The organism is Bacteroides timonensis (genome assembly GCF_000513195.1).
Classification (GTDB): domain Bacteria; phylum Bacteroidota; class Bacteroidia; order Bacteroidales; family Bacteroidaceae; genus Bacteroides; species Bacteroides timonensis.
Window position 1 is genome coordinate 68,478 of sequence record NZ_CBVI010000057.1, and the last position, 16,539, is coordinate 85,016.

7 protein-coding genes and 1 pseudogene are annotated in these 16,539 nt (G+C 42.0%); 6 read left to right on the plus strand and 2 right to left on the minus strand.

The features are described 5' to 3' along the window. Nucleotides 1-2: 2 nt before the first annotated feature. Both BN161_RS11855 and BN161_RS31015 read right to left on the minus strand, forming a co-directional pair. Complete coding sequence (locus BN161_RS11855; protein ID WP_044266462.1) at nt 3-4,049, minus strand: hybrid sensor histidine kinase/response regulator transcription factor; 4,047 nt, start codon at nt 4,047-4,049, stop codon at nt 3-5. A 438-nt stretch (nt 4,050-4,487) separates the two neighbouring features. Next, nucleotides 4,488-4,715 (minus strand): HU family DNA-binding protein, encoded by a 228-nt coding sequence (locus BN161_RS31015; RefSeq protein ID WP_394332291.1) that lies wholly within the window; start codon nt 4,713-4,715, stop codon nt 4,488-4,490. 459 nt (nt 4,716-5,174) lie between these two features. Between BN161_RS31015 and BN161_RS11865 the strand changes: the two genes are divergently transcribed. From BN161_RS11865 to BN161_RS11890, 6 genes and pseudogenes are all read left to right on the plus strand, one after another. Beyond that, on the plus strand, nt 5,175-8,495 hold the full coding sequence (locus tag BN161_RS11865; RefSeq protein WP_044266347.1) for a SusC/RagA family TonB-linked outer membrane protein: 3,321 nt from the start codon (nt 5,175-5,177) through the stop codon (nt 8,493-8,495). 13 nt (nt 8,496-8,508) lie between these two features. Next, nucleotides 8,509-10,533, plus strand: coding sequence for a RagB/SusD family nutrient uptake outer membrane protein (locus tag BN161_RS11870; protein ID WP_044266350.1), 2,025 nt, complete (start codon nt 8,509-8,511; stop codon nt 10,531-10,533). A gap of 94 nt (nt 10,534-10,627) precedes the next feature. After that, the gene (locus BN161_RS11875; RefSeq protein ID WP_044266352.1) at nt 10,628-12,007 is read left to right on the plus strand and encodes an alpha-d-galacturonidase; all 1,380 of its coding nucleotides are present in this window, start codon (nt 10,628-10,630) and stop codon (nt 12,005-12,007) included. A gap of 38 nt (nt 12,008-12,045) precedes the next feature. Then, the gene (locus BN161_RS11880) at nt 12,046-13,416 is read left to right on the plus strand and encodes a family 43 glycosylhydrolase (protein WP_125910800.1); all 1,371 of its coding nucleotides are present in this window, start codon (nt 12,046-12,048) and stop codon (nt 13,414-13,416) included. Between the two features lie 51 nt (nt 13,417-13,467). Continuing rightward, a complete protein-coding gene (locus BN161_RS11885; protein ID WP_044266356.1) occupies nt 13,468-15,552 on the plus strand; it encodes a six-hairpin glycosidase in 2,085 nt (694 codons plus the stop codon). A 99-nt stretch (nt 15,553-15,651) separates the two neighbouring features. Further along, nucleotides 15,652-16,452 (plus strand): annotated as a pseudogene (locus BN161_RS11890) (rhamnogalacturonan acetylesterase); the annotation flags it as partial. Nucleotides 16,453-16,539: the final 87 nt, after the last annotated feature.

Sequence of the window (16,539 nt, forward strand, 5' to 3'; positions counted from 1 at the left end):
TCTTACGATTTCCGTAACCTGATATATTCCGATGGTGCCATTCCATATTCCTCCCTGAAGCAGGAGCGGAAATATCCAAGGTCATTGAAGCCGCTTGCATAGGCTGCTTCTGAAATATTATGCCCTTCTTCCATCAATAACCGCAAACTGTTTTTCAGTCTGATTTTCCGGATGAGTTCATTGCCTGACATTCCGGTCAGGCTCTTGATCTTCCGGTAGAGTGTGGAATGGCTCATGTTCATTTTCTCCATCATGAAGGACATGTCCATCTTTTCCATGTCTATATTCTCCTCCACAATGGTGGTGAATTTAGTCAGGAATTCTTCATCCAGCTTATTAAGTTTGATGGTTTCTTTCTGTTGTTCCGGTTTCAACTCTTTGGTGCGGTTGGCTACTATAAGTGCCAGCTTTTTGCGGGATTCCAGCAGGTTGTGTACACGGCTGTTCAACAGTTTGGCACTAAAGGGTTTAGTCAGATAGGAATCTGCACCACTTTCGTATCCTTCTTCTTTATCTTGGATGGAATCTTTGGCTGTGAGCAGGATGACGGGGATATGGCTGGTGCAAACATCTTCTTTCACCAGTTTGCAGAGTTCGATGCCATCCATTTCCGGCATCATGATGTCACTGATGATGATGTCCGGAATATATTTCTGCGCTTGCTCTAAGCCCTCATTACCGTTCGTTGCTGTTAAAATGCGGTAGTTGCTGCTGAATGAAGTGGCAATATATTCGCGTATATCGTCATTATTTTCCACTACCAGTACTACAGGGCGGGTATCAGCCTCTTCTTTTTCTTCTTCCACCGTTTCCGCGATTTCTGTCTCTTCCTGTGCAAGCGTTTCCTTTTCCTCTCTATGTAGTGCATTCGGGTACGTGTTTTCAGTCAGAAGACGGAAGGTGAAAGTAGTTCCTTTACCTATTTCACTTTCCACTTGGAGTGTTCCTTCGTGCAGGTCGGCAAGCGACTTTACTAAAGCAAGTCCTATACCCGTACCGGATGCTTGATGCTTCCCCTTTGCCTGATAGTAACGGTCGAAGATATGAGGAAGTGCCTCAGCATCTATGCCATATCCGGTATCGCTTACGATGATTTCCGTATATTGATTTCCTCCATTATCGGCAGAACGCAGGATAAGGTTGATTTCTCCTTCTGAGGTATATTTTATCGCATTACTCAGCAGATTGTTCAATATGGTGGAAATGACATCGGTATCGAAATAAATCTTTGCATCTTTTGCTGCAATATTGATGCGGAACTTCACTTTCTCATTTCTGTTCAGTTCTTTATAGCGCAGTCCTGTTTCTGTCACCAAGCTACTCAGATTCCCTTTCGCTACGGTCAGTTTCCGGTTTTGCGTTTCTGTTTTGCGGAATTCCAGTATCTGATTGATAAGGTTCAACAATCGTAGTGCACTGCTGTGAATGACTTTAATCTTATTACCGTAAAAAGCCGGTATTTTCGGATCATTAATCAGATCCTCCAACGGACCGAGTATCAATGTCAGCGGTGTGCGTAGCTCATGCGTGATATTGGTATAGAAGCGCAGGCGTTCGTTATTGAGCTCCTGTTCGTTCTGGCTCTTCTTCTTCTCCAGTTCGAGTGAACTTTCCAACAGCAACTTGCGTTTGTAGAAACGGAACCAACAGTAGATGCCCAGCAATACCAGCAGGATATAGAAAATCTTTGCATACCACGTCAACCATAGTGGTGGATGGATATATACTTTCAAAGTTGCCACATGACTGTCGTCCCATTCCTGATTTCTCAAACGCGCCTTTACCTTAAAGGTATATTCACCGGGAGAAATGTTGCGGAATGTAATCTGGCTCTCGCCTAAAGTATTGGTCCATGTATTCTCCAAGCCTTCTATCAGATATGCATACTCTACCTGCCCACTTTGTGAATAGTCCGATATGGAAAATGTGATCCGGAAAGAATTTTGGTCGTACGGTAAATCAATGTGCCCGTTTGTAATTGGAATCAATGCTTCCGCCCGGCGACTTTCTATCTGGTTATTGAGGTGCCTGCATTCCATAATCTGTACAGGGGCTACTTGGCGGTCCGTAGTCAGGCTTTGCGGATTGAAGTAACAGACACCGTTCAGTGAGGCGAAGTAGAGAGTACCGTCTGGTGTGCAGCAGGCTGAACCTTCTATGAAATTTCCCATCGGTATCCCATCCCGGTAATCATAGTTCTCGAATTGCAGTTTTTGCTTGTTCCATAAAGAAATGCCATTGTTGGTACTGATCCAGATATTTCCTTGTAAATCTTCCTGGATGCTGCGTACGAAAGTATCTTCAAGCCCGTGGCTGTAACCATAGAGTTCAAACTCTTCCGGTTTACTGGTATCTTTTATATAACCAATTCCATTGCGGGTTGCTGCCCACACACCACCTTGCGAGTCCATAAAGAGATCATTGATTCCGTTGGTTTTGAATCCGTTGCTGTGATCTAACCGCGTAACTACTTTATAATCTTTGTCGAATATTGTTATTCTGCCACCATAAGATCCCATCCATAACCTTCCTTGCCGGTCGCGCAAAATGCCATATATCGATTTATCGGACAGTTCCCGGATAATATCTTCCTCTTTCCGTATGACTCCGTTTTTATAGGTGTATATGCCGTATTCGGCACCTATCCACATGGTTCCGTCGTTGTCTTTGAAAAAGGAAAGAATGTCTATGTTGCTCATGTCGAGCTTAATACGTTCTATTCGGTTGTTTTTTGTATCGAGTTTCAGCAGGCCGTCATCGTATATTCCAAGCAGAAAAGTGCCGGGAATCATTTCATGGAGGGAAAATACTTGCCCGTAAGGTCTGGACAAATACTTTGTGATATCGAAACTTTTCAATTTTTTATTGTCTTTAAATACGACTGCCTCATTTTCTCCACCCAGCCATATCTCTCCTTCACTGTCCTGAAATAGTCCCCAAACCGGTTTGTTTTTCTGTTTATCTTTGCCCTGGGTGGTATAGGGAAGTGTATGAAAGATAGGTTGGGTATGACTGATAAAGTCTACTCCACTGCTATAATTACCTATCCATATATTGCCAAACTTGTCTTGTAACAGGCTTCGTATATTTCCCGATGAAAGTCCATATTTATCCATCGTTGCAGTGATGTTATAGAACTGTACGTTTTGGGGAGATTTGAAAGTGATGTTATGCAAATCGAGTATACTGATTCCGCCGATGTCACTGGCTATCCATAAGGTGCCGTCTTCCATTTCCTTTATGTCATATATATGGTCGGCTATCAATGAATATGGATTATTGGACTCATGTTTGAAGATGGTAAATTCATCCGTCTTAGGATTGAGCAGCCCGAGCCCTTGATTTGTGCCCACCCAGATATTCTCCAGATGGTCTTTATAGATTGCATAAACGCTGTTTCCGGGCAGACTGTTGGGATTCTCGGGAATGTTGGATAGAGTGCGGATTGTTTTGTTTTCCAGATCAATGATGCTCAATCCACCTTGTGCATGCCCTATGTACAGATGCCCGTCTTCATCATCGAAAGCGCACCAGCTTGACGGTTTCAGTTCTCCTTTGATTTGATCTGATAATAAGGTGTACTTCTCATCTTTTTTGTTATAGTGTACTATCTGCCCCGTGTGGGCAACAATCCATATTCCGTCGTTAGAAGCGGGAGTTAGATATGAAACATTGTTGATCGCTATCCCTTCTGAGGGCGTGCATCTTCTGATTTTCTCTGTAGAGCAATCGAGTATATACAGTCCGCTATTGCTTCCTATCCATAGTTCATCTTCTTCTTCATCGTAGAGTAACGCATTCAGCGCATCATTCCCTAATTTAGAATTGGTACTTTTGTAAGTGGTGAACTTAAGTCCGTCGAACCGGTTCAGCCCTAGTACGGTTGCAATCCAGATACATCCCCGTTTATCTTGCGCAATGTCCTGGACATAATTATTCGATAGTCCATCTTCTATACTTAGGTGTTGTAATATGTAAGGCTGCGCTGTGCCGCTTGTTGTAAAAAGCAGCAAAAACAATAGAATCAATAGGGATGAATGTCGTTGCATAATCAGTTTGGTTATGAATTTGTCTTTGCAACAAAAATACAATAAATTCGCATTGCAGCTATCTTAAACAAGTGTTTTGCCCAATCTGTCACTGCTGTTTGACGAATTTACCTTTGTATATACACCTTATGTGTGCCTCGTCCGGAAGTTGTAATACCACTTTCCGGATTCTCTGCCCATTTCCTTAACTCTACAGAGGCGGTAGTGGGCCGCAACCCTGTTAGCTGGACATAATCCCTGACCGTCATATAAGGATGTCCGGTAAGATATTGCTTTGCCCGTTCCAGGCGTTCTTCCGGTGTGCATTTCTACGAGGAACGGCGGAATTTCTACTGTGAACGTTCCAGATCATAGTTATAATTGGTATTGTGAATCAATGATTTCTCTGCTCTGAAGTTGATGCTGCCTACTACGATGCTTCTTGCATTTCTTCGGGTGTTATCTGCTTTTCCAGTTTCCCGTTCCTTGTCCCATTTGGTAAGCCAGTTCATCGGCCAGTTCCTGTAGCAAACCTTTGATGTCACCTCTGGTAAATGAACTCTTTTCGGACAGTATCTTTGCGATGTAATCCGTACTTGCTTGTCTGGATTGTACGAGGCGGGGATAGAGTATGGGGTTCCTGTCTTTGTTCGGCAGGTTCATCTCCTGCATTTCATATTCAGCCATAAATAGATTTATTTAGTAGTTATATGTTTCCTGTTTGCTCCGTATAGGGAAGAAATCTGCTCTCTATTCGTACAAAACTTATTTTCTCTTTATACAAAACCTGTCAAAGTTAATAGAAAAGTATATTCTTAGTCTGCGAATATAAAAATGTAATTTACGAATTTATATTTGTAGATTACGAATATATAAATGAGACTGCAATTTATAGTTTGTCTCCTTTCATTATGGACGAATTGTAGTTTACCATTCAGATTATGCAGTCCGGAGACTATGAGCTAAGAATCGGGGTAAAATGGTCAGAAAAGAGTGACAAAATGGGCATGACGAATTTGTCCTTTATCGAAGCAATATTTGTCATCGGTTCTTTTAAATTAGTTCCTATACATTTGCATATCCCTTTTAGGGGGAGACTCAAGAGATTTAATTAACCTTTTTAATTATCTAATTTAAAGAAAAACAATGAAATCAAATTCTTTAAGGAACAATCGGAAGGCGCTTGCAGCCTTGTTGCTTTGTACTGGTTTCATTGCAGGACATCCTCTTTCGATGATGGCTGGAAGCAATGAAACAAGTCTGGAAATCGTTCAGCAACAAATTAAGGTTTCGGGAGTTGTGAAAGATTCAATGGGAGAACCGGTAATTGGTGCAAGTGTGGTGGAAAAAGGAACTTCTAATGGTATCATTACCGATATAAACGGTAATTTTTCCCTCTTGGTAACTTCGGGCGCAACACTCGCTATTTCCTATATTGGTTATAAAACGCAGGAAGTACAGGCCGTTACAGGTAAAGTCATAGATGTAACTCTGAAAGACGATACGGAAATGCTTGAAGAAGTTGTAGTCGTGGGTTTTGGTACACAGAAGAAGGTAAATCTGACCGGATCAGTAGGGATTGCTACAGCCAAAGAATTAGAGTCTCGTCCGGTATCGTCGGCGACACAAGCCCTGCAAGGTTTAGTACCGGGACTTAAAATTACCACTAGTTCCGGAGCTTTGGACCAAAATATGGATATTTCCGTGCGTGGTACCGGAACTATTGGTTCTTCAAGTGGATCTCCACTCATCTTGATTGATGGTATGGAAGGGGATATTAACACTGTGAATCCGCAGGATATTGAGAACATTTCGGTATTGAAAGATGCGGCTGCATCTTCTATTTATGGTTCCCGGGCACCGTTTGGGGTCATACTTATTACTACAAAGAAGGGGAAAGCTGGAAAAGCTACGATCAATTATAATAATAGTTTCCGTATAGCCAGCCCTATAGGGTTACCGGAATCTATGGACTCGTATACTTTTGCTGTTTTTATGAATGAATCTCTCAAGAACAGTGGTAAGGCAGTCAGGTTCTCCAATGAAACTATGCAGAAGATGCTTGACTATCAGTCTGGCAAACTAACGGCTGGTATGGATCCCAGTCCCAGTAATCCCGCAGCGTGGAATGATGTGTGGCAGTATGCTTATGGTAATACGGATATTTATGGTGAGCTTTATAAAAGTACGGTATTCTCTCAGGAACACAATGTGAGTGTATCGGGTGGAAGTGAGAAGATGACCTATTATGGTTCTTTTAATTATCTTGATCAGGGCGGTTTATTGAAGATAGGTGAAGACGGTATGAAACGCTACAATGCAACCGGTAAATTCACCAGTGAACTGACTGATTGGTTGAAGTTTAACTTTACCGCACGTTTTACTCGTAATGATGTTTGGCGCCCGCGTAAATTCAATGATACTTTTTATCGTATGTTTGGTCGTCAGAACTGGCCCAATATTCCTATGTATGATCCAAGTGGTAATATCTTCGGTTATAATGCTGTGGAACTGGAACAGGGTGGGCAACGTGATGTACAGACGGACCGCCATTATTATCAGGCGGCTCTTATCTTTGAACCTATAAAGAACTGGGTAACGAATGTGGAGTTCAACTATAGTATCATGAACCAGAAAGTTAAAGAAACAACTTTGCCTTCCTATCAATTGGGACCCACCGGAACCGAACTCTATCGCGAAAAAGATTCGGGGTTGTATCAGGAGGATAAGAAGGAAAATTATCTGAATCTGAACGTTTATAGCGAATACGCACGTACATTCAATGATTCCCATAATTTAAAAATAATGCTTGGATTCCAGGCGGAAGAGATGGAACAAAGCGATTTGAATGTATTTAAGAATGGATTGATAATGGCAGATATGCCCGAATTTGACCTGACGAACGGACAATTGAACAGTGGCCTGTCCAAAGATGCTACTGTACATGGTTATAGTAACAGATGGGCTACTGCCGGTTTCTTCGGACGTTTGAATTATGACTATCAAGGGCGCTATCTGGCAGAAGCCAATATTCGTTATGATGGAACTTCCCGTTTCCGTCGTGGTAACCGATGGCAGTGGTCTCCTTCCTTTTCTTTAGGTTGGAATATTGCACAGGAGAAGTTCTGGCAACCCATACAAAATGTGGCAAACTTGCTAAAGCTTCGTTTTTCTTATGGCCAGCTGGGTAATCAAAATACGAATCAGTGGTATCCTACTTACCGGACTATGACGTTAGGTATCTTGGATGGAGGATGGTTGCAAAATGGGACAAAACCCAATACGGCAAGAGTCGGTGACCTGATCAGTACGGTTTTGACTTGGGAAAAAGTACGGACTTGGGATATTGGACTTGATTACGGTCTTTTCAACAATCGTCTGACGGGCTCGTTCGATTACTTTATCCGTTATACGAAAGATATGGTGGGCGATGCTCCGGAGTTACCTTTGACTTTGGGAGTTAAAGCACCTCAAACGAATAATTGTGATCTTAAAACAAAAGGTTGGGAAGTCTCGCTTGCTTGGAGAGATCGCCTGAAGAATGGATTGAATTATGGTGTCAGCGTATCGTTGTCCGATCAACAGACCTACATAGACAGTTATCCAAGTAATAAAACCGGATCATTGACTTCGGGAAGTTCCAATACAGGTATAAAGTGGTCGTATATCGCCGGACAGAAAATAAATCAGATTTGGGGATTTGAAACAATTGGCATAGCTAAAACACAAGCTGAAATGGATGCGCATATTGCTTCGTTGCCCAATGGTGGACAAAGTGCTATCGGAACACAATGGGGAGCCGGTGATATCATGTATAAAGACCTGAATGGTGATGGCAAAATTTCTACAGGAGCCAATACATTGAATGACCATGGTGATTTAAAAGTACTGGGTGATGCCAATCCGCACTATTTCTTTGGGATTGACCTTACTGCTGATTGGAAAGGATTCGATTTCCGTTGTTTTCTGCAAGGAGTATTGAAACATGATTTCTGGGCTGGAGGTGACTCTACGACGAACAATGATAATGCGGGTGGTTACTTCTGGGGTGCTCGCGGTAATGTAAGTGAATGGCATATACGCGGATTTGTACAACACAATGACTATTTCCGCGCAGAGTCGGTTGGACTGGAAGGGTATGAAATCCCGGCAAATGTAGATTCGTATTTTCCCCGTCCTCTTCTAAGTTATGCAGATGGTGGTAAAAACCAGCGTGTACAGAGTCGTTACATGCAGAATGCGGCATATATGCGTTTGAAAAATTTGCAATTAGGCTATACCCTGCCTGCAACATGGACCAAGAAAGCCGGTATTTCAAAATGTCGTTTGTTCGTTTCAGGTGAGAATTTGCTGACTTTCACTTCCTTATTTGATGTGTTTGATCCTGAAACATGTACCGGAGGTGTCGGAGGAAATGTTTATCCGTTGTCAAGTACATGGTCATTCGGATTAAGTTTAACTTTTTAAATAGATTAGTAATATGAAAACATTATATAGAATAGCTTTAGCTGCAATCTTCACTATGGGTCTCACGGCTTGTGATGATTTTCTGGATAGTGAACCGAAATCTTCTGTAGATCCGGATAAGTATTTTACGGAAGCTTCCCAGTTGCAAGCCTATGCGGACGAGATATATCCCCGTATTCTTCCGGGCAGTAATTATGGATATTACGGTACCGACGATCAGTATACTGACAATCAGATACCGGAGACGGCTCCCGACCGTTTCTTTGAAGGCCAGTGGAAGGTTCCGTATTCGGAAGGAAACTGGTCGTTTGAAACAATTTATAGATTGAATTTCTTCTTTTCGGAAGTATTACCTCGCTTCGGGGAAGATTTAAGTGGTTCACAGAATACAATTTCGGGTGATTTGGTGAGTATCAAACATTATATCGGAGAGATGTATACCTTGCGTGCGCTCGAATATTTCAAACGCTATCAAAATTTCGGTGACTTCCCTATCATTACCGAACCTCTGCCGGATGATGAAACGGCACTGATTGAGGCCAGTAAGCGTATGCCACGTAACGAAGTTGCACGCTTCATCCTGTCAGATTTAGATAAGGCAGCTGTTTTGATGAATGGGAAAGATATGGTAACTACTCGGATTAACCGCGATCTGGCTCTTTTGATAAAATCTCGTGTAGCTCTTTATGAAGGTACATGGCTGAAATATTTTAAAGGTACTGCATTTGTTCCCAATGGAGAAGGCTGGCCGGGTAAATCAAAAGAATATAATGCCAACTATCAGTATCCGAGTGGAAGTATTGAAAATGAAATTAATTACTTTCTTGATGAGGCTATCTCAGCTTCGAAGGAAGTAGCTGAGAAGTATAAGAATTCGTTAACTGCTAATACAGGTACATTGCAACAAAATTCAGGAGATTCAGAAAACCCGTTTTATGAAATGTATGCAGTGGAAGATCTTTCTTCCTATCCTGAAGTTTTGCTTTGGAAGCAATATACGTATGGCGTATCTACACATGGGATATGTGTCGGTGCCAATCAGGGTAACTGGGCTTTAGGCATAACTCGTGCTTGCGTGCAGAATTTCCTGATGGCGGATGGTACGCCTGTTTATAAGAACGGTTCCTATTCCGATGGTAATGGAGTTTATAAAGGAGACAAAACAATAGCTGATGTCCGTGCCAACAGAGATTCCCGCTTATCTGTTTTCCTGAAAGAGCCGGGACAGAAAAATATTCTTGTTGATGGAACAAGCCCACTTAGTACTTTTTATCGTACTGAACCTTATCCGGGAATCACAGATGGTGCCAATCAGACACGTGCAACCACTGGTTATCTTTTACGAAAAGGGGGTGCTTTCGATGTTAAGCACTATCAAGATGTGTGGGCTGGCTTTGTAGGGGTAGTGCTTTATCGTTCGGCAGAAGCATTATTGAATTATATGGAAGCCAGTTATGAAAAGAATGGGACATTGGATGGTACTGCACGTGAATATTGGCAGATTCTTCGTCGTCGCGCTCATGTCAGCGAAGATATTGATGCGACAATTATGGCTACTGATATGGCAAAAGAAGCGGAAAATGACTGGGGAGCTTATTCAGCAGGACGGCTTTTGACAGACAAAACATTGTATAATATCCGTCGCGAACGCCGTTCGGAATTCCTTTCAGAAGGTTTACGATATATGGATGTATGCCGTTGGAGAGCTATGGATCAGATGCTTTCAACCCCTTATATTCCCGAAGGTATGCACCTCTGGAATACACCGATGGAAGAATGGTACAATGGTTTGGTGGCAGACGGTTCTGCTAATGCAACTGTATCACAGAAGTCGGATAGTGAGTATCTTCGTCCTTATCGTAGAACCAGTACTCAAAAGTGCTATGGAGGCTATAAGTGGAAAATGGCTCATTATTTGGAGCCGATAATGGCCAAACAATTTCTGATAACGGCTTCTGATGGAGTAACGATTGAAAGTTCTCCTATTTATCAAAATCCTTATTGGAAAACTGCTGCTGATACTCCTGCTGAACAATAAATAGGGATAGGTGAGATGAGTATTCTAGAAAGGTCACTTGCCTTTATGTAAGTGACCTTTTTAAAAGCTATTTATGACTTTTAATAAGACGAGAATGCAAAAAGAATTCTTAAAAAGGGCTTTATCTGTGTTAGGTGTATTTATGGCCTCTTTATTCCCGGTTTTCGGACAATATATTACGGTGAATGTTGATGCTCCTTTTCCTATGGATCCGATAAAAGAGTTTATCTATCCTCAGAATGATTTTTCTATTTTAGAATATGGTGCTGTAGAAGGAGGAAAAGTCGATAATACCTTTGCCATAGCTAAAGCCATCGATGCCTGCCATAAAGCAGGTGGCGGCAGAGTTGTAATTCCTGAAGGAGAATGGTTGACCGGTCCTGTGCATTTGAAAAGTAATGTCAACTTATACTTATCGGAAAATGCTGCGTTATGTTTTACGGACAATCCATCTGATTATCTGCCTGCTGTAATGACTTCATGGGAGGGTATGGAATGTTATAATTACTCTCCGCTGGTCTATGCTATTGGTTGTGAGAATATAGCGATTACCGGAAAAGGCATGCTGAAACCTAAAATGGATACTTGGAAAGTGTGGTTTGCACGTCCGGAAGCCCATTTGAATGCATTGAAAGAGCTCTATACGATGGCCTCTACGGATGTTCCCGTAGAGAAGCGGCAAATGGCGGTGGGAGAAAACAATCTTCGTCCGCATCTGATACATTTCAACCGTTGCAGGAATGTATTGCTTGACGGATTTAAAATTAGGGAAAGCCCGTTTTGGACTATTCATATCTACATGTGTGATGGCGGCATTGCACGGAATCTGGATGTAAAAGCACACGGTCACAATAATGATGGAATCGATCTGGAAATGACCCGTAACTTCTTGGTAGAAAACTGTACTTTCGATCAGGGAGATGATGCGGTGGTTATCAAGGCAGGACGCAACCGGGATGCATGGCGACTGAATATACCAACTGAAAATATAGTGATCCGTAATTGTAACATTGTGGAAGGGCATACTTTACTGGGTATCGGTAGTGAAATATCAGGAGGCATTCGGAATGTGTATATGCATGATTGTAAGGTGCCGCAATCTGTCAGGCGACTTTTCTTTGTGAAAACCAACCACCGCCGGGGAGCATTTGTGGAAAATATTCACATGGAGAATATCAGGGCCGGCCATGTACAGCGGGTACTTGAGATAGATACGGATGTGCTTTACCAATGGAAAGACCTTGTGCCTACGTATGAAGAACGCATTACGCGCATTGATGGCATTTACATGAAAAATGTGGTGTGTACTTCGGCCGATGCCATCTATGAGTTGAAAGGAGATGCGAAGCTGCCGGCCAGAAATGTAGTGATTGAAGACGTGCATGTAAATGAAGTGAGAGATTTTGTGAAAAAGATAGATAATACGGAAAATGTGACGGAAAGGAATGTGACTTATTCATTCTCCGAGCACTAAAGACGATAAAATTAATGGGTTTATTAATCAACATTGATATGGTGAAATTAATATTGTTATTAGCTTTTTTTTGTGTAGGCTGTTCGGACGCCTTCAATGAAGGTTCTGAAAAAATTGTTTATAATGGTATCCCCTGGTTTGACGATCAAGGCAATATAGTCAATGCACATGGTGCCTGTATCGTGGAAGACGGCGGCAGATATTATCTTTTCGGGGAATATAAATCGGACAAAAACAATGCCTTTCCGGGATTTAGTTGCTACTCTTCGGATGATTTGGTGAACTGGAAATTCGAAAGGATAGTGTTACCCGTACAATCTGACGGAATACTGGGGCCTGATCGTGTAGGTGAGCGTGTGAAGGTGATGAAATGCCCTTCTACCGGAGAGTATATCATGTATATGCATGCTGATGATTTAGGTTATATGGACCCATACATAGGCTATGCTACCTGTAGCACGATCAATGGGGAATATAAATTGCAGGGGCCGCTGCTCTATGAAGGTAAGCCTGTGAAACGTTGGGATATGGGAACATTTCAAGATACGGACGGTAAGGGATATCTGCTGATTCATCATGGACCTATCTATCGTTTGAGTGACGATTATTGTTCGGTTGAGGCGGAAGCTGCTTATATAAAAGATTCGGGTGAATCGCCTGCCATGTTCAAGAAAAATGGCATGTATTATATGCTGTACTCTAATCTGACCAGTTGGGAGAAAAATGATAATTTCTATTTTACAGCACCGAAGATTGAAGGCCCATGGACGAAGCAAGGACTATTTTGTCCCGAAGGAAAACTGACTTATAACTCACAAAGTACTTTTGTTTTTCCTTTGAAAAGAGGGAATGATACAATCCCGATGTTTATGGGCGACCGTTGGTCTTATCCTCATCAGGCCTCGGCCGCTACTTATGTGTGGATGCCTCTGCAAGTGGATGGAACGCATATTTCCATTCCGGAATATTGGCAATGCTGGGATATCAACCGGCTGAAACCTGTAGATGCATTACGCAAAGGAAAGCAGATTCCTGTTTCAAAGATGGAATTTACACCCGACTGGGAGAAAGACAACGGGCGGTTACTGTCGAATGTGAAGGGCAGTGTTCTGAGTATTCCTTTTAAAGGGACTCATACTGCGGTGATCGGGGAATCGAATCCTCATAGCGGATATGCAAGAGTGAGTTTGCTGGATGCAAAGAAGGATACGGTATATGTTTCTTTAGTGGATTTTTATAGTAAATATCCGGAAAAGGCAATTCGTATCATGACTCCGGAAATGCCGGAAGATAATTATACCTTATTAATAGAAGTGACAGGTATTATGCCTGTGTGGACTGATAAAACAAAGGCTGTTTATGGAAGTGACAATAGTTTTGTGACTGTCGATAGTATTTATTATTTTTGAAAAGTCAAAAAAGAATAGAGAGCCAAATTATTAAAAGCCATAACTATTGCCATGAAGAACGAACTGATAAAAAGAATCGGAATTTTTGTTTGTCTGTTGATCGCAGTCAATTGTTTATCTGCCGGGAATTTTCCTGTGGAGATGCGTATTAATCCCTCTACCGGTGCCATTAGTGAACTGACCTTGAAGGGCGATAATCGTAGTATGAACTGGGTAGTGAAAACTGATGGGACTCAATATCCCTGGGTTAAAGATAACTATGGTTGGGGATTGGGATACTTTACGGTGGTTAAAGGAAGGGAAACTGTAAAGCGGGAATGGAGGATACCTGTGGAAATCAGTCCTGACGGAATGAAGGTTTTATATCGTGAAAGTGATATATGCATTCTGGTAAAAAGAGAAATAAAACAGGGCGATTTGGTAGAAGAATATTCTTTTACCAATGAAGGAGAAGAACCTGTGTCTTTATATGATGTGGCTATCTATACTCCTTTCAATGATAATTATCCGGATGCACAACAATGCATTAATTCCCGTGCTCATACGCATATTTGGAAAGGTGGAAGTGCTGCCTATGTCAATGCTATCCGTATGGGAGCTTTTACTCCCCATCTGGGACTGGTGGTGACGAACGGAGCTATCAGGAACTATGAAATCTGGGAACGTGGACGTAAAAAGGCAAACTCACAGACAAGAGGTATCATTGCATTGGATCTACCGGATTTGTTGTTGCAGCCGGGAGAAAGCTATTCATTAGAGTGGCATATCTTTGCTCACAATGGGAATGATGATTTCCGCTGTAAGCTTCTGGAAAAAGGGAGTGTACTTGTATCCTGTAATAAATATGTGTTTGAGAAAGGAGAGAAAGTCCGTGTGGAATGTCGGAGTCTGGAACCTTTGAAAGCGTGTACCGCTAAAATGAATGGAGTACCTGTCCCCGTAAAGCAGGAAGGGAATCTTTGTTTTGTGGAAGTACCGATGGAACAGGCTGGAGAGGTACGTTTTGATTTCTATTACAATGGAAATAAGCAAACTCATGCAGACTGTCTGGTCATCAGCAATATGGCTGATTTAATCCGAAAGCGTGTCGATTTTATTCGTACCCGTCAACAGATGAACAATCCGTCTGATTTGCGTGATGGGGCTTATATGGTTTATGATAATGAAGGTGATAGCATTTATCTGAATGATACGCCAAACTGTAATCCGGTGGATCGCGATGAAGGAGCGGAACGCCTGGGTATGGGGGTATTACTGGCAAAACAGTATTTGCTGACTAAAGACCCGGAATTAAAGCAATCTCTTTTGAGGTACGCTAATTTTGTACGCCGGAAACTGCAAACGGATAATTACGTAACCTATTCGAGTGTAGGCCAGAAGAATCGCAACCGTGGGTATAATTATATGTGGGTAGCAGAACTCTATTTTCAGATGTATAAAGTGACTGGCGACAAACAATTTGTAACTGATGGCTATAAGACTCTGAAATCTATGTTCCAGCAGTTTGGTTATGGCTTTTATGCAATAGGCATTCCTGTTCGGTTGGGACTACAAAACCTGAAAGAAGCCGGAATGAAGAAAGAATACACGGATTTGCGGAACGATTTTATAAAGACAGGTGATGTGTTTGTAAAAAATGGTTTGAATTACCCTGCGCATGAGGTAAATTATGAGCAAAGCATTGTGGCTCCTGCCATCCAATTCCTTGCACAGCTTTATCTGGAGACAGGCAGTCAGAAATATCTGGATGAAGTGAAACGGCAAATGCCTGTACTGGAAGCATTCAATGGTTTCCAACCCAGCTACCATCTGAATGAAGTTGCGATTCGTCATTGGGATGGTCATTGGTTTGGCAAACGTGAACTGTTTGGTGATACTTTTCCCCATTATTGGAGTACGATAACCGGTGCGGTGTATTATTACTATGCGTTATGTACCGGTGATAGCTCTTATCAGAAGCGTGCGGAAAATGTAGTGAGGAATAATCTCTGTCTTTTCTTCGAAGATGGGAAGGCGTCTTGTGCTTATATGTACCCCTATAAGATTGACGGTGTGAAGGCGGAATTTTACGACCCTTATGCGAATGATCAGGACTGGGCGTTAGTCTATTATCTGTTGGTCAATAAGGGATTATAGAAAAAAGGTACTTCTTTATGTACGATAATACATCTAATTGTACGTAGCTCCATACGCCGTATCTATGAACTTACTTATTTTTACTGAAATTTTTTTAGCATGAAAAATCTGAAAATAAAACTACTGTTTGCACTCTGTGTGATATTACTCTTTTCAGCCTTTATAACGGAAAAGAAGGACGTTATCACCATCTTTATGATAGGCGATTCTACTATGGCTAACAAAAGCCTGAAGAATGGTAACCAGGAACGTGGTTGGGGACAGATGCTTCCCTGTTTTCTGACGGAGGATGTCGCAGTGGACAATCATGCCATGAATGGACGGAGTTCATTGAGTTTCATCAATGAAGGGCGTTGGGATGCGGTGCTTGCCCAATTGAAAAAGGGAGATTATGTATTTATTCAGTTCGGACATAATGATGAGAAAGCTTCCAAAAAATTGCATACCGATCCGGGAACTACATTCGATGATAACCTGCGTCGTTTCGTAAGAGAAACCCGCGAAAAGGGGGCTTATCCTGTACTGTTTAATTCCATTGTACGGAGAAACTTTCCTCCCGAAGGGGTGACGGAGCCTAAAGGAAGTTATGAGGTGGAAGGGAATGTGCTTGTGGATACACACGGAGAGTATCTGAATTCTCCCCGCCGGGTAGCTGAAGAAATGGACGTGCCTTTTGTCGATCTGAATAAACTGACGCATGACCTGGTGGTCAATATGGGCGTAGAAAAATCAAAAAGCCTCTTTATGTGGATACCTGCGGGGATTTATGATTTTTGTCCAAAAGGAAAAATAGACAATACGCATCTGAATATTTATGGTGGAAAGATAGTGGCTGGCATTGCTATGGAAGCTGTAGCTAAGGTTGTTCCGGCACTGGCACCTTATGTCCGGCACGATGATTCGGAAGTATATGTGGCCGATTATAAGGATAATAGAATCAGTTTTTGAAGAAATGTATAGAATATATCTTTGAAAAATAAATTGAAA

Coding starts and splice junctions, on each gene's coding strand:
- BN161_RS11855 (WP_044266462.1), bottom strand. CDS start 4,049: ATGCAACGACATTCATCCCTATTGATTCTATTGTTTTTGCTGCTTTTT.
- BN161_RS31015 (WP_394332291.1), bottom strand. CDS start 4,715: ATGGCTGAATATGAAATGCAGGAGATGAACCTGCCGAACAAAGACAGG.
- BN161_RS11865 (WP_044266347.1), top strand. CDS start 5,175: ATGAAATCAAATTCTTTAAGGAACAATCGGAAGGCGCTTGCAGCCTTG.
- BN161_RS11870 (WP_044266350.1), top strand. CDS start 8,509: ATGAAAACATTATATAGAATAGCTTTAGCTGCAATCTTCACTATGGGT.
- BN161_RS11875 (WP_044266352.1), top strand. CDS start 10,628: ATGCAAAAAGAATTCTTAAAAAGGGCTTTATCTGTGTTAGGTGTATTT.
- BN161_RS11880 (WP_125910800.1), top strand. CDS start 12,046: ATGGTGAAATTAATATTGTTATTAGCTTTTTTTTGTGTAGGCTGTTCG.
- BN161_RS11885 (WP_044266356.1), top strand. CDS start 13,468: ATGAAGAACGAACTGATAAAAAGAATCGGAATTTTTGTTTGTCTGTTG.